Below are 20,329 nucleotides of genomic sequence, written 5' to 3'. Positions count from 1 at the left end.
ATGGGGGAAGATAGTATGTTCAAAAACGTAATTGTTAAAACACCTGGAAAAAGCTATGTAAATGGATTAACAACATCCGATTTAGGCACGCCGGATTATGATAAAACCCTGAAGCAGCATGCAGCGTACGTTGAAGCACTAAAAAAATGCGGTGTTGAAGTCACACATTTGCAGGCAAGTGAAACTTTTCCTGATTCAACTTTCGTAGAGGACACAGCAGTGCTAACGCCGAATTTTGCGGTTGTGACAAATCCAGGTGCAGCTTCACGCAACAGAGAAATTGAAGAAATGGAACCTGTGCTAAAGGACTTTTACAATAAACTTTATTACATAAAAGCACCAGGAACACTGGAGGGCGGGGACATTCTTCAAATTGAAGACCAATTCTATATTGGCGTTTCCACTCGTACCAATGAAGAAGGAGCCCGGCAATTAAAAAAAATCTTGGAAGCTGAAGGATATAAAGCTACAATCGTACCGCTTAAGAAGTTTTTCCATTTAAAAACAGGAATTTCCTACATTGGGAATAACACGATTCTGGCAGCAGGAGAGTTCATTGACCATCCTGATTTTGCTCAGTACGATAAAATTACGATTTCGGATGAAGAGGAATATGCGGCGAACTGCATTCGTGTAAATGACTACGTCATCATTCCAAAGGGCTTTGACGAGTCAGTACGAAAAATTCAAGAAGCCGGTTTTGAGACGATAGAGCTTGAAATGTCAGAATTTCAAAAGCAAGATGGCGGATTGAGCTGCTTATCACTTCGTTTTTAGTAACCTATGAAATAAGGAAACAGCTGTAACCTTTATGCTAAGGCTGCTGTTTCCTTGTTATTTTATTTTAGAAGGGTGATTTTCATGAGTGAATTATGTTGGGGCACTCCCGAGACTCTTCAACAATTACTTTGTGAGCTTGTCAGCTGGGAGAGTCGTACACATACAGAGGGAGAACGATCATTCCCTTTTAAACTTGAAAAGAAACTATCTAGCCTAGAGTACTTTCAGAAATACCCTGAGCAATTATCACTTCATGAAGCTGATCTTGGCCGGCATTTTGTTACAGCCTTTTACAAGCATCCAGAAGTCCGTGACACGGTTGTGCTGATCAGCCATTTTGATACTGTAGCTGCCGAAGAATATGGTGACTTAGAACATCTTGCCTATCGTCCAATTGAGCTCACGCGGGAACTTCAGCATAGAAAAAGTCATCTAAAAGAGGAAGCACGACTTGATTTAGAATCAGGAAATTATCTCTTCGGACGCGGCACGATGGATATGAAAATGGGGCTGGCTCTTCATATGGCACTGATTGAAAAAGCAAGCGTGGAACAATGGCCGATTAATCTCTTGTTATTAACGGTTCCTGATGAGGAAGTAAACTCAGCTGGAATGCGATGTGCAGTGACAGAACTAGTCTCAATGCGGGATCATTATAACATTACCTATAAATTATTCTTGAATAGTGAACCATCATTCCCACAAAAGCCCGGCGATCAGAAACAATATATTTATAGCGGTTCGATGGGGAAAATTATGCCTGCTGCCCTCTTCTACGGAAAAGAAACACATGTGGGTGAACCTTTAAAGGGAATGACAGCGAATTATATATCATCCTATTTAACGCAATTAATGGAATGGAACAGTCTTTTCAGGGAAGAACATCTTGGCGAAAGTACACCGCTTCCTGTTTCGCTGCAGCAAAAAGACCTGCAATTGCAATATTCAGTTCAAACTCCGTATCGTGCGGTTGCCCTTTATAATGTATTTTTACTAAAGAGAAGCGCTTCTGAAGTGATGGATATTTTTGGAAAAATAGCAAATGAGGCCGCAAAACGGTGTAACGATGCTTATCAAAAGCTGTGTAGGCAGGAACAGATTACCCCAATTGGAGTAGTGAAAGTCCTTCGATATGGAGAACTATTACAATATGCAGAAAACAAGTTTGGCAGTGATTTTATAGTTCAATTAAAGAATGAAGTATTAAAGAATGATATCTGGGATGAAAGGGAGAAGTCATTACGTATGGCAGATAAACTGATGACCAGATGTAAGGAATTATCTCCTTCTATCGTGATTCTATTTGCACCGCCATACTACCCAGCGGTCAATTCCTCAAATGACATGGTAATCAAGGATGCGATTGATGTTTTAAAAGATACGGCCAAGCAGCTTGGTATTGATGTGAGTCAAATTCACTACTTTAATGGTATTTGTGATTTGAGCTATGTTCAGTACGATGACGATGGAAAAGGCTGGACAGTTTTCGAACAAAATACGCCGATTTGGGGAACTGCGTACTCAATTCCTTTTCAAGACATGATGGAGCTGCAAGCACCTGTGCTGAATGTTGGGCCATTCGGAAAGGATGCCCACCAAAGCACAGAACGTCTTCATACTGAAAGTGCTTTTGTTCAAACACCTGTTATGCTCCAGCGATTAATTAAGAGTTTAATCTAAAATAAGAGAATTAAGACCTAGGAGTAATAAGTTAATATTTTGTTACACTAATATTTTTAAAGAACTTGGGATGTACCAAGTTCTTTTTTATATAGTTAGAAACAAATTATTATGCTAAAATTATGTCTAAATATGGTGAACTAGGTAAATGGTAACAATTTTATGTTTTAAAATTTTGGGGGAATAGTCATGAAAATAAAAACAAAATTAATTTTACTAGCCTCAGTATTAATATCAGGGCTGGTTATTTCGGCAGTTCTGTCAGTCTTTCAAATAAAGGGTACTGAGAAAGCATTTACGAATATGCAAAAAGATGAGGAAGTTCAGCTTGTTCTTAAAACACTACAGTATCGGTTTACGGGAATATCTAATGATGAAAGAGCCTTTCTCCTTTCTGGAGACCCAGAGCTTATTGCTGGAATACAAGAGAAAAAGGAAGATATTTCTGGTTATTTAGCACAGTTAGAAAGTATGTCACATCTAGACTCTGAGGAAAGAGAAAAAATTAACTCTATAAAAGAAAGTTTATCTATTTATTTTGAAGAGAATATAAAAGTGGTAGATACCTATGAAAGTGGAGACCACGAACTAGCATTTACCATGCATATGGAAGAACAAAGAGGTATTCGTAAAGAACAGGTAGATCCAAGCATTAATCAATTTATTCAAGACATGACGAAGAAAATTGACGATAAGAAGCTGCTTTTAGATAATCAGCAAAAGGTACAAAATACTGTCTTTTTAATAGTGAACTTGGTTGTAATGGCTGGAGGGATCGTACTCGCTATTTTAACTGTAAGATCGATTAATAAACCGCTGAAAATCATGAACCGGCGATTACAAGAAATTGCGGAAGGCGAAGGAGATCTAACACAGAATATTAGAGTGGATTCAAAAGATGAACTTGGCGAAATGGCAGCATCTTTTAATAAAATGATCGGGAAATTAAGAGAGCTAATCATTCAAGTCACACATAATGCCGAACAAGTGGCAGCTGCATCAGAACAGCTAACAGCTAGTTCTGAGGAGACTACGAGGGCAACTGAACAAATCGCAGCAACCGTACAAGAAGTGGCTGTCGGAACGAACAAACAGGTGCAAAGTGTCAATGATACGAAAGAAACGGTTCACGATTTATCTGCTTCAGTAAGACAAATAGCTGCCAGCTCTGAGGTGGTGTCGACCACTGCCCTCCAAGCTTCTGAAAAAGCAGTGGAAGGTAACCATGCAGTCACAACAGTTATTACGCAAATGAATGATATTAATGAAAGTGTTAATGAATTATCAAGAATGGTTAAAACATTAGGAGATCGTTCAGGTGAAATAAGTGAAATTGTAAATGCTATTACGGGAATTGCCGGTCAGACCAACCTGCTTGCCTTAAATGCAGCGATTGAAGCAGCGAGAGCGGGAGAACATGGACGCGGGTTTGCTGTTGTAGCGGATGAAGTGAGAAAATTAGCAGAACAATCTGCAGGGTCAGCACAGGAAATATCTCAGCTCATTTCTGTCATTCAACAGGATACACGCCAAACCGTTTCAACAATGGAAGAAACGACAACAAAAGTGGCAGAAGGGATTACATCTGTTCACAGCACAGGAGCTTCTTTTGATGAAATTCAAAAGGCAGTCCTAGAGGTCACGACGCAAATACAGGAAGTTACCTCTTCGGTTCAAGAAATGTCTGCTGGAACAGACCAAATGGTAGAAAATGTTGACTTGATTACCGAAATTTCGAGTGTAACGGCAGCTGGAACGCAAACGATGTCGGCTGCTACAGAAGAACAGCTCGCAGCAATGGAGGAAATGACTGCATCTTCTTCCTCACTTTCAAGGATGGCCGAAGAATTGCAAGAAATGATTAGAAAATTTAAGGTGTAAAAACCACCTATTACAAAAAAAGACAAGAGGTTAAGCTTTTGTCTTTTTTTGTATACAATAAGCTTCTCATTTCTTCTATTTGACAGTTCGTATAAAATCATGATACATTTATTTTGAATTAAAGATAATTTAATTAAGGGTAATTTAACATTAAATAAATGCTCATTATAAACGTGACAGCTTTATCAGCTTTAGGATAAATGTAGTTACACTGATGGAAGTTTCACTTTTATGGACAAAATAATAAAAAACAATGGGGGATTACACAATATGAACGGATTAAAAGGTATCCATCACGTCACCGCGATTACAAGCAGTGCTGAGAAAAACTATGAGTTTTTTACTTATGTGTTAGGAATGAGATTAGTAAAGAAAACGGTCAATCAGGATGATATCAGGACATACCATTTATTTTTTGCAGATGACAAAGGCAGTCCAGGAACAGATATGACCTTCTTTGATTTTCCGGGAATACCAAAAGGAACACATGGGACGAACGAAATTTCAAGAACGTCCTTCCGCGTTCCAACCGATGCTGCCATTGATTATTGGGTTAAGCGTTTTGACCGCTTAAACATTAAACACTCCGGAGTGAAGGAGCTTTTCGGTAAAAAAACGCTTTCTTTCGTCGACTTTGATGATCAACAGTATATGTTAGTTTCTGATGAGAAAAATGAGGGAGTGGCTTCTGGCACGCCTTGGCAAAAGGGTCCCATTCCTTTGGAGTACGCCATCACTGGGTTAGGACCCATTTTTGTGATGGTCGCTGATTTTGACTATTTTAAAGAGATGATAGAAAAAGTGCTGTTGTTCAAGGAAACAGCGGCAGAAGGGCCACTTCATTTATTTGAAGTGGGTGAAGGCGGAAATGGTGCTTCCATCATCGTTGAATACAATGCGATTCTTCCTCAAGGACGTCAAGGTTTTGGTACAGTCCACCATGCTGCTTTCCGTGTCGAGGATCGGACAGTACTGGATGAATGGACAAATCGGATGGAAAGCTTCGGCTTCCAAACTTCAGGTTTTGTTGACCGTTACTTTTTCCAATCTTTATATGCTAGAGTGGCTCCGCAAATACTATTTGAATTTGCCACAGATGGCCCAGGTTTTATGGGGGATGAACCTTACGAAACACTCGGAGAAAAATTATCACTGCCGCCATTTTTTGAAGAGAAGAGAGAACAAATTGAGAAATTAGTTCGCCCGATTGACACGGTGAGAAGTACAAAAGAATTTGAGAAAGAATATGAATGATTAGAAAATTCATTTTACCGAAAAAACAAAACATGATAATATGTTAATAGATACCCACCATGCCTGTTCAACCGGATCATGGTGGGTATTTTGCTATCAAGAGTGCTTATTGAACATACATAAGGGGAGAATCATGATAAGGTGGTGGAAAGATTTTGAGTCAATCAAGCGTATTAACAGAGGTGAAGAATAGAGTAGGCTGGATTTCACTTAATCGGCCGACAGCATTAAATTCCTTGAATGTGGATATGGTGAAGATTATTTATGGAGCATTACAAGAATGGACAAATGATAATGAAGTTTCCTTGGTTTGTATTACTGGTGAAGGAACAAAAGGTTTATGTGCGGGCGGTGATATGAAAGCGCTGTATGAGCTTAGAGAAAAGAATGTCCAGCAAGTGGCACTTGACTTTTTCTCTATTGAATATCAAATGGATCTTTTATTTCATCATTATCCAAAGCCTGTTCTTGTTCTAATGGACGGAATCGTTATGGGTGGCGGCGTCGGAATTTCAGCAGGATGCAGTCATCGTATTGTAACGGAGAACACAAAATGGTCGATGCCTGAAATGAATATAGGCTTTTTTCCTGATGTCGGGGCGAGTTATTTTCTTAATAAAATGCCAGGACAGTCAGGTCGCTATTTAGCTTTGACTTCCAGCATCATTAAAGCAGAAGATATCCTCTATACTGGCGGAGCAGATTACATTCTTAAAAGCAATACATTGCCTAAGTTAAAAGAAGAGATGTTAACTCATGATTGGAAGGATTCTACTGCTGGTTCCCAACTTACCGAATTGATTCAGCAATATATGGAAACACCGGAAGCTGAAGCACCATTTCATCTTCTTCAGGAAAAAATTAATCAACATTTTGGTTTTGAAACACTCGAGGAAATCCTTGCTTCATTAGAGAAGAGCGAAGGGCAATGGGAAAAAGAAACAAGAAAGATTCTTTTAGAGAAGTCTCCTCTTTCCTTGAAAGTTACCCTTTCACAGCTGCAAAAAGGAAAAACGATGTCACTTTCAGACTGCTTCAAAATGGAAATGGCTTTAAGCATGAATTTTATGAATAATGAAGATTTTTATGAAGGGGTCCGCTCCGTATTAGTCGATAAGGATCGTTCTCCAAAATGGAAGTATAATGTATTGGAACATATTTCAGAAGATCAGGTGGCAAGCTTTTTTGCATGGCAGAATGAGGAGATTTTCACAGCTTTTGATCTCATTGAAAAGGGATTAAAGCAATCATAAAGAATTATTTTATAATAGCAAAGGTTAAAAAGGTTTCTTAAGTCTTTAAAGTTTTTTACTATTTTGGATTTTGACAAGATTTTGATCATATGATAAGGTTAGAAACAATTAAATAAGGAAGTCCACTAGGGGTGCCGTTTTGGCTGAGATAAGAGTTTTCTTAATCCCTTTGAACCTGATCTAGTTAGCACTAGCGTAGGGAAGTGGAGACGGCTTAATCTTTTAAACTACACTGCTAGGATTCTTTTACGACAATTTGTTTATTGAATGATCCTTTCAGTAAGAAGTCGCTCCATTTTTGGAGCGGCTTTTTTTGTTAGATTAAAAGTCCACCCTTTAGTTTGGCTTCCTTTTTTAAAAAAAAGGAGGAATTTTGATGAGTTTTACACAGCAATTACGAGAAGAGGCAAATTATATCTTTGAGGCATGCTATGATCATCCATTTGTCAGAGGTGTGGCAGAGGGAACGTTGGGGAAGGAGCAATTGATTCATTATGTGAAGCAAGACTTTGAGTATTTAAATAGTATAATGCAAGCCTATGCTTTAGGGATTTCCAAATGCACAAGCCGAGAAGACATGGCGATGTTCAATACTAGTATTTCATTTGTTTTAAACAGTGAAGTACATCCTCATAACAACTTTTGCAGTGTAGCAGGAGTTAGATACGAGGATTTGCAAGGCTTCCCATTAGCTCCAACTGCCCAGCACTATACAAAGCATATGTTAAATGCTGCCCGCTCGGGAACTCTTGGGGAAACCATTGCCGTTACCCTTCCTTGTCCATATATTTACTCATACATAGGTGAAAGGATCATCAAAGAGTACGAACCGAAGCCTTCTCATCCTTTTTATGACTGGATTATGTTCTATGGCGGTAAAGAGCCTATTCGTATGTATAAATCATTAAAAAGATTAGATGAATTATCACTTACAGCATCCCAACAAGAAAAAGATAGAATGAGAGAACATTTCATGGTCAGCAGCCAGCTTGAATATATGTTCTTTGATATGGCCTATAAGCTGGAGGACTGGCCCGTTCAAAACACAAAGGCAGCTGTAATAGAATGATTGCGAAAAGGAGAAGGCGGCCATGAAGAACTCTAAATCTTTGAATTTACGAGAAATTGTTGTGATCTCTTCTATTTCGATTGTATTCGGCGTCTTGTATCTTCTTTGGATCTTTTTTGGACAGCTGATAGAGGGAATATTCGGTCCGGTTGCTCGAGGATTAATCTCTGGTTTTTGGATTATGGCCCCGATTGTTTGTGCTTATATAATTCGAAAGCCAGGAGTGGCATTGGTTGGTGAATTGATTGCTGCTGGTACCGAAATTTTAGTCGGTTCCGTAAGTGCAGGAGCTGTTCTCATTCTTGGTTTTACTCAAGGGCTGGGAGCAGAGCTGGCCTTAGCGCTATTACTATATCGAAGCTACAAGCTTCCTGCATTAATGCTTGCTGGGGTGTTTGGTACGTTTGCTAATTTCGTGACGATCTATTTTATGTATGGGTATAGCCAGTATTCTTCTGTTATTACTGGACTGATGCTGATTGCGATGCTGATTAGCGGTGCTGTGCTGGCAGGCTGGGGCAGTAAGAAGCTGGCAGATGCATTGTGCCGAACAGGAGTGTTGGATAATTTTGCGCTTGGGAAAATTTATCGAGAACAGAGAGTGAATGAAGATGAGCTATCTCAACATTCATAATTTAACGGTTTCCTATCCCTTTCAACGAAAAAAGGTATTGAATGGCATAGATTTGCAGATTGATAAAGGTGAAAAACTTCTCATCCTTGGCCCGAGCGGCGGTGGAAAAAGCACCTTGGCATTGACTTTAAATGGGATTATTCCAAAATCGATTGATGCCAATCTGTCTGGTACCGTTACAATTAATGGGAAACAGCCATTAAAGATGAATTTCCGTGAAGCAAGTGAAAGAGTTGGGATCCTATTTCAGGATCCTGACACCCAGTTTTGCATGTTAACTGTTGAAGATGAAATTGTCTTTGGGCTGGAGAACCAGTGTCTAACAAAAGAGGAAATCGAAAAAAGACTGGAAAATAGCTTGGAATTAACAGGGCTTACAAAATGGAGAATGGCCCAGATAAAAGATCTTTCTGGCGGGATGAAGCAAAAGCTAGGTTTAGCTTGTCTGATCGCAATGGATCCTGAAATATTGATTTTAGATGAGCCTACGGCAAATCTTGATCCAGCGAGCACCGAGGAAATGTTCCAGTTATTCACTGACATTTCACGACAATTGAACAAAACATTAATCTTTATTGAGCACAAACTTGATGATCTTTTACAGCATATGAATCGAACGATTGTTATTGGCGGCGATGGAACCATTATGGCAGATGGGCATCCTAGAGACGTCTTTCGTCATCATTATTGGGAGATTAAGAACCAAGGAATTTGGATCCCGCAAATTTGCAAGGCAGCAAAAACGGCAGAAGAAAACGGCCAGGTTTGGAGCAAGTTTCCTTTAAGTATAGAAGAATTTAAAAGTGAGTTTATTAGCAGTCCTAAAGTGCAGAGAGATCAAAGCCAGGCTATCCATGCACTCCAAGGAAGCGGAGAACAACAAATGCCACTACTGCAAGTGGAAAATTTGTCTTTTTCCTACAACGACCATAAAGTGTTAAATAACGTCAATTTCTCCATTCTTCCAGGTGAGTTTGCAGCGTTAATCGGGCCTAATGGAGCTGGGAAAAGTACATTAAGTAAATTATTTTTACGATTTTTAAAGCCCGAAAGTGGAAGGATTTCTTTCTTTAATCGTGAGATTGGAGATTTAAAATCAAGGGACCTCATGCAGAAAGTTGGCTATGTTTTTCAAAATCCTGAACATCAATTCATTTGCGATACGGTTGAACAAGAGTTAGCCTATGGATTTAAGATCCTTGGCTGGGGTGAAGATAAATGGAAAGAAAGACTGAAGGAACTTCTTCATCAATTTAGGTTAACTGATCACAGGCATCATAACCCATTTTCATTAAGCCAAGGGCAAAAACGCCGTTTGTCAGTTGCTACGATGTTAACGAATGATCAACAGCTGCTTATTCTTGATGAGCCCACATTTGGGCAGGATCATATTAATACCAAAGTGATGATGGAGTTGTTGAAAACTTTAAATCAAAAGGGAAAAACAATTCTGATGATTACTCACGATATGGAACTTGTGGCAGAGTATGCGAATAAAGTAATTCTATTAAATGAAGGAAGCGTTGCTTATGAGGGCGATGTCACGACTCTATTTAAACAAAAGGAATTACTAGGGGCCTCGTCTATGAAAGTACCGATCTCATATACACTGAACAGGCTGACAAGGGAAATGGAAGGAGTGATCTAATGCTAGAACACTATCAAAAGAATGGCTTCTTCTTGCAGGAAGTAAACCCTACTTTAAAGCTTTTTAGCGTTTTAATCGTCATCTTTTTCATGGTACCCGTCTTTGATCCATGGACGCCTCTTTTGATGCTGATCATCACCCTGACTTTAATTATTTTTTTAGGGGGAATTTCACCTGGATTTCTATTCAAAATCCTCATCCCCTTTAGTTTCTTTGCTTTTAGTTTCATCTGGATAAATGTCGTCTTTCCAAGTGATAGAGGAGATACTGTTCTTTTCTTCATCGGGAGCATGCCTGTTGCACTCGAAAATGTGCTAACTGGCCTATCTCTTGGTCTCCGTTCACTGTTATTTATTTCATGGTCATTGCTGTTTGTTCTGACAACGGAGCCGACGAAGCTCATGTTAAGCCTTATTCAGCATTGCAAGCTGCCACCGCGTTTTGGGTATGGAATGATGGCCGCTTATCGATTTCTTCCATTATTTCGCCAGGAGTTAGAACAAATCCGTGCAGCGCATCGGATTCGCGGATTAGGTGAACCTCGGGGAATCAAGGATAAGATTCGCGAGAGTAAGATGGTAATCATTCCATTAATGGCAGGCGCCATCCGAAAAGCAGAACGAGTCGCGATTGCAATGGAATCAAAAGGATTCGACGGGAGTCGAGAACGGACTTATTATCATGCTGTTCCTTGGACAAAGAAGGATATGTTTTTCGGAATTTTTCTTTTCATACTCTACGCGGGACTAACAGCCATTAGAGTGCGATTTGTCATTTAATACTTCTCTATTTTTCTTAAAAGAGCCTTTGGCTCTTTTTTTTTGCGTTTCATAGGATTTAGAGATTAGGTATAAGTTTCCATCTATAACCGAAATATAAAAGTGGAAAAGTTTTCGGCAAAGACATTAAGAAAGTCATTCTCCTAATATAAATTTTAGAGGTGTTAGGAAATGGAAAGCACTCAGCATCAAAGCGAACGTAAACTTATCACTATGGCTATTTTAATCATTGTTGTTTATTTATCTCCGTTGTTTATACTTGGAGAAAATGCACATATACGAATACATGATAACTTGGATTCTAATCTCGCATGGTATAAGGTGCTTGCGAATAGTGGTGAAATATCCGGTTCTGTTGACGCAAGCATCGCTCAGATTATGAACGGTCATTTATCTAGAAATGCATTTTCATCTGAATTCAGTCTTATTGTCTGGCTTTATGCCCTTTTTCCAACGATGTTGGCTTATGGTGTTAGTCAGGCAATCACGAGATTCGCAGCTTTCTTCGGTATGTACTTATTACTAAAGAAACACTTCATTCCGAGTGAGGAAATGTCAGTCATTCGTGTTGGGGTCGCGCTCGCTTTTTCTCTCACTTTATTTTGGCCTTCCGGGATGCTCAGTACACTTGGAATGCCTCTTGCTCTATGGGCATTCTTAAACATTCGCAATGGGGAAAGTTCTTGGAAAAACTATGCCGCGCTTCTTTTGCTGCCTTTTTATTCAAGCATTGTATTAGGGTTCTTTTTCTTTTTATCTGCAATGGGTATGCTGTGGTTCGTTGATTTCGTAAGGGGAAGAGGCTGGAATTTTCATTTTCTTTCCTCCATTGTTTTGATGAGCGTTATGTATTTAATTGTAGAATATCGGTTAGTGTACTCTTTTTTATTTATGACAGATCCGACAAGCAGGGATGAATATTTTCATGCGAGATTGCCTTTTTGGAGGTCTGTGCTTCTATCGATAAAGAACTTTGTATTAGGACATCACCATGTCATGACAGCCCACACATTCATCATGCTTCCTGTTATCTTTCTGGCTTTAGATATCATCCTGATACACAAGCTTTGGAAAAGGGAAAAAATGTTCCTTCTTCTATTTTGGGTTAATGTATTTTTGTCAATCTGGTATGCATTTTGGTTCTATAAAGGATGGCTTCCTTTAACAGAAAGATTTCATTTTCTAGATACCTTTAACTTCGCCCGCTATCATTTTTTAAGGCCTTTAGTCATATATGTTTTATTTGCGATTAGCTTAAAGATTCTATGGAAAAAGGGCGGAAAATGGAAGAGAAATGCAAAAATCCTATTGTATGCACAGATTATTTTCTTATTTTTAATAAATGAAGAAATCGTCTTTTATAAAAATCCAACCGTACGTGAGTTTTATGCTGAAAAACAATTTCAGGAGATTAAAGATTTTATTGGTCTTCCTGTAGAGAAATACCGAGTCGCAAGTATTGGCATGCACCCAGCAATTCCGCAATATAACGGTTTTTATACACTTGATTCATATAATAACTTTTACCCGCTATCATATAAAAATGAGTTTCGGAAGATTATTGAGAGTGAGCTCGCTAAGAACGCAAGCATTACGACCTATTTCGATGAATGGGGAGCCCGCTGCTACATTTTTACAAATGAATTAGGGAAGAATTACATGTTTACAAAAGATAGGCAAAAGCCAATAAAAAATTTGCAGTTGAATATAGAGCAATTTAAGAAAATGGGAGGTAGTTATATTTTTTCTGCTGTGCAAATCGAAAACGCAGGAGATAATCAGTTGCACCTTGAATCCGTATTTCAATCTCAAGATACACCCTGGAAAATATACTTGTATAAGGCATTATAGAGTATAAAATGAAAATTTTCCGAATGTTACCGGATTCCCGACTGTAAAATGGTTACAGGACCTTAAAATGACTCCTTGAAAGGATGATCTCCATATGCGTTTTATGACAGCTGAGCCTTTTCGCATCAAAATGGTGGAGAAAATAAAGAAAACGACAAAAGCTGAGCGGCAGGAATGGCTTAAAGAGGCGCGCTATAATGTGTTTCAAATAAAAGCTGAAAATGTATACATCGATTGTATTACGGATAGCGGAACATCGGCGATGAGCAATGAACAATGGGCAGCCCTTATGCTGGGTGATGAGTCTTATGCAGGTTCGAAAAGTTTTTATAAATTACAGCAATCAGTTCAGGATCTCTTCGGTATGCCATATGTGCAGCCAACCCATCAAGGAAGAGCAGCTGATTTCATGATGGCCAAAATATATGCAAAACCAGGAAAATACGCGATAGGCAATATGCATTTTGACACTTTTAGAGGAAATGCAGAAGTTCTTGGTGCACTGGTTGTAGATCATTTAATCGATGAGGGAAAAGATACAGCGAGTCCGCCACACCCGTTTAAGGGGAATATTGACCTAAAAAAAATGGATAAGTTAATAGAAGAAAAAGGACCTGAAAACATATCCGTTGTCATGATGACGGTCACCTGTAATAACAATGGCGGTCAGCCTGTTTCGATGCAAAACATAAGAGAAGCGAGCCTGCTGGCCAAGAAACATAGAATTCCGTTTGTTATTGATGCTGCACGCATGTCTGAAAACGCTTACTTTATTAAAAAAAGAGAAGATGGTTATCAGAATAAATCCATAAAAGAAATTACAAGAGAAATGTTCTCTTACTGTGAAACAGCGATTATGAGCTCCAAAAAAGATGGCCTTGTGAACATCGGCGGTTTGTTTATCACCCGAAATGCAGAGGTGTTAAAACATGCACAGCAGCTCGCCATTGTGCATGAAGGCTATATCACCTACGGGGGTTTAGCCGGCCGGGACTTAGAAGCGCTTGCAGTTGGCTTACAAGAAGGGGCAGACGAACAGTATTTAGAATACCGAATTAACCAAGTAAAGTATTTAGGTGACCGTTTAAGAGAAAAAGGGATACCCATTATCGAACCAACTGGAGGGCATGGGGTATATGTTGATGGGAGAAGATTTTTTCCTCACATTCCACAACATGAGTTCCCATCGCAGCGGCTAGTTGTCGCTTTATATGAAGAAGCAGGGGTGAGGGCTGTAGAACTGGGGGCATGTGCATTCGGCTCCAAAGATCCCACTACAGGAAAAGATATCTTCCCTGAAGTAGAAGTGATGAGGATCGCGATTTCAAGAAGGGTATATACAAATAACCATTTGGACGTGATCGTTTCCGCCCTCGGCGAAATTTATGAACAAAGAGAGAAGTATCGTGGTATGAAATTGGTTTATGAAGGTCCAATTACTTCGCTTAGACACTTTACAGCAGGATTTGAATTGCTGCCAGCTGAGGAATGAATTTTTTTGGTAAAAAGTAAGCTGAACCAGTGTGAACCAATATCACACTGGTTCAGCTATTTTAGTTTTCCACATTTTCTGGCAGAATCCAGCACTGTGACCATTTTTCAATTTCTCTTAAAATAGGTTCTAATGAAGCACCTTTCTCTGTTAAGGAGTACTCAATCATCACGGGTGTTTCAGGTATCACTTTTCTATTGATGATTCCTTGCTGCTCTAGGTCTTTTAATCTGTCTGACAGCACTTTTCCACTAATTCCAACGGATGTTTGAATTTCGCTAAAACGCTGCGGTCCTTGCAGTAGTTGATAAATCACTAGTGCAGTCCATCTTTGGCTTAAAAGGGAAATGGCTTTTTCAAAACGCGGGCAAATAACTGATTTTTCCATTTTATTGACACCTCTTCACAAATACTATACCACTTTTCGTTTGTTTATATCATTATAAAACATAATAAAGTAACTTGACAAAATGGCATTACCAATTTACACTTACTTACATAAAGTAACTATTATTCTTTTAAGCATTGAAACTCCAATAAAAGGGAAAATTATGATAACAATTTAAATGACACATATGCGAAGATACCATAGCAATTACTAATTATCGATAAGACAGGGGGATTACATATGAGGTTTCATCAAAAGCCGGTCACTTATGTTGATCATGTAAAGATTAAAGTAGAAAGTTTAGAGCGTTCATTAAAGTATTATCAAGAAATCATTGGCTTTAAGGTTTTAGAAAAAACAGAGACAAGCGCCAAATTAACGACAGATGGAAAAACTAGCATTTTATCGCTGGAACAACCGGAGAATGCCCTGCCGAAGCAAGGACGAACTACTGGGTTATATCATTTTGCCATTCTTTTGCCAAATCGATCAGACTTAGCTAATATTGTTTTCCATTTTATCGAAAATAAAATTCAATTGGGGTCATCTGACCATCTGGTGAGTGAAGCGCTTTATTTATCCGATCCTGATGGAAATGGAATTGAGATTTATATTGATCGTGATCCTTCGCAGTGGCATTGGAGCAACGGAGAAGTGGCTATGACTGTGGATCCACTAAATTTTCAAGACCTGCTGGCGAATGGGAACCAGCAGCAGCCGTGGAATGGCCTGCCTGCTGGTACCGTCATGGGCCATATTCATTTACATGTTGCCGAGTTAACAAAGACAGAGGAATATTATACGCAAGGACTTGGTTTTGAAGTAGTGTGCCGATACGGAGGTCAGGCCCTTTTCATCTCAACTGGTAAATATCATCATCATATTGGTTTGAATACATGGAATGGTGTCGGGGCACCTGCACCAGCCGAAAATAGCGTGGGACTGCAGTTCTTTACACTGATGTTTCCTAATGAGGAAGCACGCAGCCAGACAGTCTCCAATTTAGAAAACATGGGTGCACGTGTTTCTGTAGAGGATAATGAAGTTGTCACTTATGATCCGTCAGGCAATTGTATCAAATTAGTCATATAAGAGAAAAATCCTTCCGTTAGGGGAAGGATTTTCTTATCTCTATTTTGAGTCTCGATAATCTGCCTTTGAATGATCACTAAATTCGACCTCTAAATCAAACTCTTTATAACCTTCTGGGAGCTGAAAGGATTGAAGCACTTCTTTTATCACATCTTCTTGATCTGTATCTTTTGTGAATGTAAGTTTTTCTAAAATAGGAACAATTTCACTTACCGCTTCTTCACGATCAAGATGCTTATCATTTATTTCATCTTCAACAGAAGCTTCCATCTTGAGATCGCGGTCGCCGTCAAATTCTAATTCATAATCATGTCCGTCCTCATAATCCACATCTAAATCGAATTCCAAAAATCTCATCTCTGATTGAATTGTTTCTGCATCATTCATCGTCAGTTCATCGGATTGGCCGTCATTATTGATTACTGCATCATCGACAGAATCCTGATTCCCGCAACCTGCCATAAATAGTATTATCCATACATTTATAATATTCTTCATAAACTTCCTCCAAGATCTGTTGGTTCCATTTATTTATTATGGGAAATAACTCTGAATCTATGCAGGTGCTTATTTTACAACTCTCTCCTTATTCTCATGAAATTCTCATAATCTTTTAAGTTTACTTTAAGATTGTCAAGATATTATAAATTTATCGTAAAAATATGAGTATGAAAGAGTGAAGAATATGGTACTAGAGATTTTTAGCAGAAGAGAACAAAAGTATTTAATTTCGCGGCGTCAATATGAACTCCTTGTGGAGGAAATGGGACCGTATATGCGCTTCGATAAGTTTGGTGATCAAGGAAGATATACGGTGACCTCTTTATATTTCGATAACGAGGATCACAAAATTTACTTTGAGACAAAAAACAAGTTAAAGTTTCGGCAAAAGCTTAGATTGCGAATCTATGATGATACGGATATTGATGGCATTGCTTTTTTTGAAGTAAAGCAAAAGCATAATAATGTTGTGAACAAAAGAAGAACGGTTATTCCATTAATGGAAGCTTACCGCTACATTAACAAACCGATACATGATACTTGCTTAGATTATGAAGCATCAAATCCGCAAATTTTTAAAGAAATAGATTATTTTCGGAAACTCTATATGCTGGAGCCGGAAATGGTTGTGAGCTATGATCGCCATGCATTTCATTGTATAAATGATCCTGATTTGCGCGTCACATTTGACTTGAATTTACGGTGCCGCAATGAAGATCTCAATATTGAGTATGGCCCTTATGGGAGAAACTTCATTGACGAGGACCTTGTCGTTCTTGAGGTGAAAGTGACACATAGTGTGCCATTATGGCTGACACGCATCCTGCAGGATTTGGATTGTGAACAAAGAAGCGCTTCTAAATTTTGCACAAGTTTGGAGTTATTAAAAGGGGAATGTCTTCCAGGAAACATCATGAATGAAAAAGTAACGATGGGAGTTGGAGTATAAATGGAATTATTATCAACAGGGCAAGCGCAGGAGACATCAATCGTATTGACAATATTTGCAATGGCAGCAGCGGCAATATTAAGCTTTGTAATCACACAAGTCTATCAAAAAACATTTAAAGGGGAGCGCTATTCGCAATCTTTTGTCCATACGATCATTATTATGAGCGTTGTCGTTTCTGTCGTTATGAATGTCGTCAGTAATAACGCAGGGGTAGCATTTGGATTATTTGCGATTTTCTCACTCATCCGCTTCCGCAGCGCAGTGACGGATGCAAAGGATATTGCCTATATTTTCTTCGGCCTTTGTGTAGGAATGACATGCGGATTGTATCAAATTGGGATGGCTATTGTCTTAACGCTTTTCTCATGTGCGATTTTATATTTTTTACATAAGTTTGATTATGGAAAAGGGAAAGATACACAAATTCTAAAAGTCACTGTCCCTGAAAATCTCAATTATGATGGCATGTTCGATGAAATACTAGAAAAATACACAGAACATCATGTTCTTCGCCAAGTCGAAACGACCAATCTTGGAACCATGATCCTTTATACATTCGCGATTCGAAACAAAGTAGACACACATGATCGCGAGTTGTTAAACGTGATTCGAGAGAGAAACGCTAATTTAAAGGTTTCATTATCATATTTACAAACACTAGATTAATAGGGAAAAAGCTGAGCTTCCTAAAAAGAAGGTCAGCTTTTCCGTGTTAGGAGACAGCGGTCATCATGAAATGTCTTAGAAACATCAAAATACGAAAACTTTTAGTGTGAATTAACAAAATATTAAGATAAAATAATAGAAATATGACGTTTTCAGGAGGATTGGATCATGGAGAATCAGGTGGTTATATCACAGGAGCTATTAGAGGAGTTATGGCAGGAGATGTCTAAAGTGATTATTGGAAGAGAAAAGGAATTGAAGCTCATTCTAACAGCATTGTTAACGGAGGGACATGTACAGCTTGAAGATCTTCCTGGAACAGGAAAAACGACGATGATTAAAGCGTTTGCTAAGGGTATTGACTGTGATTTTTCGCGGGTGCAGTGTACCCCTGATTTACTGCCGTCGGATGTGTTAGGCGGGTCAATTTTTAATCCGAAGAACCACGATTTCTTTTTTCGAAAAGGGCCTGTGTTCACGAATATTCTGTTAGTAGATGAAATCAACCGGACTCTTCCGCGGACACAGTCGAGTTTACTAGAATGCATGGAAGAGAGACAGGTGTCGATTGAAGGAGTGACGTATCCTCTCCAGGCTCCTTTCATGGTGCTGGCTACCCAAAACCCTGTGGATATGGAAGGAACGTTTCCTTTACCAGAAGCACAGCTGGACCGCTTTCTCATGAAACTTGCCTTAGGATATCCAACACTAGAAGAGGAAGAATTAATGCTGGAACAGGTAGGAGACAATCTTCCTTATGACGAAATTAGGAATCTATTAAATCCACAGCAAATTCAACAGCTTCAGCAGCAATGTCGGGAAGTTTCGGTTCATGCCAATATTAGAAAATATATTACGGCGTTGGCAGCGGAGACTCGGAATCATCCGCTTGTTTCCGTTGGTGTCAGCCCGAGGGGAAGCAAAGCTCTATATAAAACCGTAAAAGCATGGGCGTTTTTGAATGGACGTCATTATGTAGTTCCTGATGATGTTAAAGAAATGATAAAGCCTGTCTGGGGCCATCGATTATGGTTAAAAACCGAAGCGCAATTGAACGAAACAACACCAGAATCTGTGTTGGACAGTATTCTAGAAAAACAAACCATTCCGATTGAAGAGGTTGTTAAGCTATGAGTGCTGAAAAGACCCAAATTGAGGGTGCTCGAGAACAGAAGAAAACCATCGATTCAAGCTATTTTTTTCAAAAACATGTTATCTGGGTGCTGGTTGCTTTTTTAGTTCTGGGTATCTGGTTTCAATTTTTTCCGCTTATTCTTATCGCGACCTTTTTAATATTTTTAACTTTTTTCATAACAGCATGGAAGAATCAATCATTAAAAAATGTTCAGCAAGATTTCGTTCTCTCTAAAACTAGACTTTTTGCTGGTGAGGATTTTCAAATTCAGGCATCCGTTTTTAATGATAAATGGCTTCCATTAGTTTGGTTAGAATGGGAATTGCCTCTTATTAAAGGTGTTGTGATTGGGGAAGAGGAACAAAGTAATTATTTAATGCGTTTCTTATGGCTGCACTGGTTCCAAAAAGTCAATTGGGAAATCGAAGGCAAAGCGTTAAAACGCGGGGTATATCATCTAGGGCGTGTCATCCTCAGGTCTGGAGATGGTTTTCGCTTTTCAGAAATCGAGAAAATACATTATTTTAAAACACCGCTATATGTTTATCCAAAACTAGTTCCTGTCCATGTCCCAGCGTTTCGACCCTCGATGCGATGGGAGATGAAAGGCAAGAATGGCGGATTTCTAGAGGACCCGTTAAAAGTAAGCGGAATTCGTGATTATCAGCCAGGGGACGAAATGAGAAGGTTTAATGGAAGGGCCAGTGCGCGAACGGGTAGACTTCAAACAAATGTCTATCAGCCTGTTGTGACGGAAAGGTTGATGATTTTTGCTGACATCTCTGGATTTGTGATTGAAAGATTGTATGAAGAGCAAAATGAACAAATGAAATATAGGATGAAACAAGAAGAGAATTTTGAAGCTTTCCTATCTGTAATTGCTTCGATTGCCGTTAAATACCGTGAACAGGGAATCCATCTTGGCTATGCCAGCAATGCTCTATCCTATAATGGAAAAGTATTAAATCCCATTCCGCCAAGATTGGAGCTCCAGCACATGCTCGATATTTTAGCGAAAAGCAGTCAAAGAGCGGCGCAACACAAAGATTATCTACTAAATGAACTGTTGCATACCGGAAAATTATCGGGTCCGTTATTTATTTTCTGTGAATCTGTGTCTAAGGAACATGTTATTTGGTATGAACAGCATAAACAGAAGCTGCCTGACGTTCGTTTCTTTTATCAAAGGAAATCGAAATACGGTGAAAAGGTGCGTGCCACAGCGGCGAATTCTTTTTTTGCGTCAGCTGATTCAGCGGTAAAGGGTTTTTGAT

At 39.0% G+C, this 20,329-nt stretch carries 18 protein-coding genes and 1 riboswitch; of the genes, 16 read left to right on the top strand and 2 right to left on the bottom strand.

Annotated elements, in window-relative coordinates; translation table 11 throughout:
- The first annotated feature begins 15 nt into the window (after positions 1-15).
- The 11 genes from CZ487_RS15125 (at position 16) to CZ487_RS15075 (ending at position 14,321) form a co-directional block, all read left to right on the top strand.
- The gene (locus CZ487_RS15125) at positions 16-777 is read left to right on the top strand and encodes a dimethylarginine dimethylaminohydrolase family protein (RefSeq protein ID WP_077213123.1); all 762 of its coding nucleotides are present in this window, start codon (positions 16-18) and stop codon (positions 775-777) included.
- 84 nt (positions 778-861) lie between these two features.
- On the top strand, positions 862-2,460 hold the full coding sequence (locus CZ487_RS15120; RefSeq protein ID WP_077213122.1) for a M20/M25/M40 family metallo-hydrolase: 1,599 nt from the start codon (positions 862-864) through the stop codon (positions 2,458-2,460).
- Between the two features lie 189 nt (positions 2,461-2,649).
- Positions 2,650-4,341 (top strand): methyl-accepting chemotaxis protein, encoded by a 1,692-nt coding sequence (locus CZ487_RS28175; RefSeq protein WP_077213121.1) that lies wholly within the window; start codon positions 2,650-2,652, stop codon positions 4,339-4,341.
- Between the two features lie 270 nt (positions 4,342-4,611).
- Entirely contained in the window at positions 4,612-5,595 is a 984-nt protein-coding gene (locus tag CZ487_RS15110; RefSeq protein WP_077213120.1) for a ring-cleaving dioxygenase, read from the top strand.
- A 155-nt stretch (positions 5,596-5,750) separates the two neighbouring features.
- Positions 5,751-6,848 (top strand): enoyl-CoA hydratase/isomerase family protein, encoded by a 1,098-nt coding sequence (locus CZ487_RS15105; protein WP_077213119.1) that lies wholly within the window; start codon positions 5,751-5,753, stop codon positions 6,846-6,848.
- A gap of 117 nt (positions 6,849-6,965) precedes the next feature.
- Positions 6,966-7,067, top strand: a riboswitch (TPP riboswitch).
- A 157-nt stretch (positions 7,068-7,224) separates the two neighbouring features.
- Positions 7,225-7,917, top strand: a complete 693-nt coding sequence (gene tenA, locus CZ487_RS15100; RefSeq protein ID WP_077213118.1) for a thiaminase II — start codon at positions 7,225-7,227, stop codon at positions 7,915-7,917.
- 22 nt (positions 7,918-7,939) lie between these two features.
- Complete coding sequence (locus CZ487_RS15095) at positions 7,940-8,551, top strand: ECF transporter S component (protein WP_077213117.1); 612 nt, start codon at positions 7,940-7,942, stop codon at positions 8,549-8,551.
- On the top strand, positions 8,529-10,199 hold the full coding sequence (locus CZ487_RS15090; RefSeq protein ID WP_077213116.1) for an ABC transporter ATP-binding protein: 1,671 nt from the start codon (positions 8,529-8,531) through the stop codon (positions 10,197-10,199). The genes CZ487_RS15095 and CZ487_RS15090 overlap by 23 nt, the downstream gene beginning before the upstream one ends.
- Positions 10,199-10,978 carry an energy-coupling factor transporter transmembrane component T family protein gene (locus CZ487_RS15085; RefSeq protein ID WP_077213115.1) on the top strand — a complete coding sequence of 260 codons (780 nt, stop codon included), beginning with the start codon at positions 10,199-10,201 and terminating at the stop codon, positions 10,976-10,978. Before CZ487_RS15090 ends, CZ487_RS15085 begins: the two co-directional genes overlap by 1 nt.
- Before the next feature lie 171 nt (positions 10,979-11,149).
- Positions 11,150-12,829 (top strand): DUF6044 family protein, encoded by a 1,680-nt coding sequence (locus tag CZ487_RS15080; RefSeq protein ID WP_077213114.1) that lies wholly within the window; start codon positions 11,150-11,152, stop codon positions 12,827-12,829.
- A 94-nt stretch (positions 12,830-12,923) separates the two neighbouring features.
- On the top strand, positions 12,924-14,321 hold the full coding sequence (locus CZ487_RS15075; RefSeq protein ID WP_077213113.1) for a tryptophanase: 1,398 nt from the start codon (positions 12,924-12,926) through the stop codon (positions 14,319-14,321).
- 61 nt (positions 14,322-14,382) lie between these two features.
- On the opposite strand, the gene CZ487_RS15070 is transcribed toward CZ487_RS15075, so the two are convergent.
- The gene (locus CZ487_RS15070; protein WP_077213112.1) at positions 14,383-14,709 is read right to left on the bottom strand and encodes a winged helix-turn-helix transcriptional regulator; all 327 of its coding nucleotides are present in this window, start codon (positions 14,707-14,709) and stop codon (positions 14,383-14,385) included.
- A gap of 240 nt (positions 14,710-14,949) precedes the next feature.
- Between CZ487_RS15070 and CZ487_RS15065 the strand changes: the two genes are divergently transcribed.
- Positions 14,950-15,801, top strand: a complete 852-nt coding sequence (locus tag CZ487_RS15065; protein ID WP_077213111.1) for a VOC family protein — start codon at positions 14,950-14,952, stop codon at positions 15,799-15,801.
- Positions 15,802-15,840: 39 nt separating this feature from the next.
- Here the strand turns inward: CZ487_RS15065 and CZ487_RS15060 are convergent, their stop codons facing one another.
- The gene (locus CZ487_RS15060) at positions 15,841-16,299 is read right to left on the bottom strand and encodes a YusW family protein (RefSeq protein WP_077213110.1); all 459 of its coding nucleotides are present in this window, start codon (positions 16,297-16,299) and stop codon (positions 15,841-15,843) included.
- A 187-nt stretch (positions 16,300-16,486) separates the two neighbouring features.
- Between CZ487_RS15060 and CZ487_RS15055 the strand changes: the two genes are divergently transcribed.
- The 4 genes from CZ487_RS15055 (at position 16,487) to CZ487_RS15040 (ending at position 20,328) form a co-directional block, all read left to right on the top strand.
- Entirely contained in the window at positions 16,487-17,251 is a 765-nt protein-coding gene (locus CZ487_RS15055) for a polyphosphate polymerase domain-containing protein (RefSeq protein ID WP_077213109.1), read from the top strand.
- Positions 17,252-17,920 carry a DUF4956 domain-containing protein gene (locus CZ487_RS15050; protein WP_084783290.1) on the top strand — a complete coding sequence of 223 codons (669 nt, stop codon included), beginning with the start codon at positions 17,252-17,254 and terminating at the stop codon, positions 17,918-17,920. It abuts the gene before it with no gap.
- Positions 17,921-18,088: 168 nt separating this feature from the next.
- The gene (locus CZ487_RS15045; RefSeq protein ID WP_077213108.1) at positions 18,089-19,054 is read left to right on the top strand and encodes an AAA family ATPase; all 966 of its coding nucleotides are present in this window, start codon (positions 18,089-18,091) and stop codon (positions 19,052-19,054) included.
- A complete protein-coding gene (locus tag CZ487_RS15040) occupies positions 19,051-20,328 on the top strand; it encodes a DUF58 domain-containing protein (protein WP_077213107.1) in 1,278 nt (425 codons plus the stop codon). Before CZ487_RS15045 ends, CZ487_RS15040 begins: the two co-directional genes overlap by 4 nt.
- Position 20,329: the final 1 nt, after the last annotated feature.

This window comes from Robertmurraya dakarensis (assembly GCF_900156875.1).
Lineage (GTDB): Bacteria > Bacillota > Bacilli > Bacillales > Cytobacillaceae > Robertmurraya > Robertmurraya dakarensis.
Note: the sequence above shows the minus strand (reverse complement) of the source record. Positions and strands in the feature narration are given on the sequence as shown.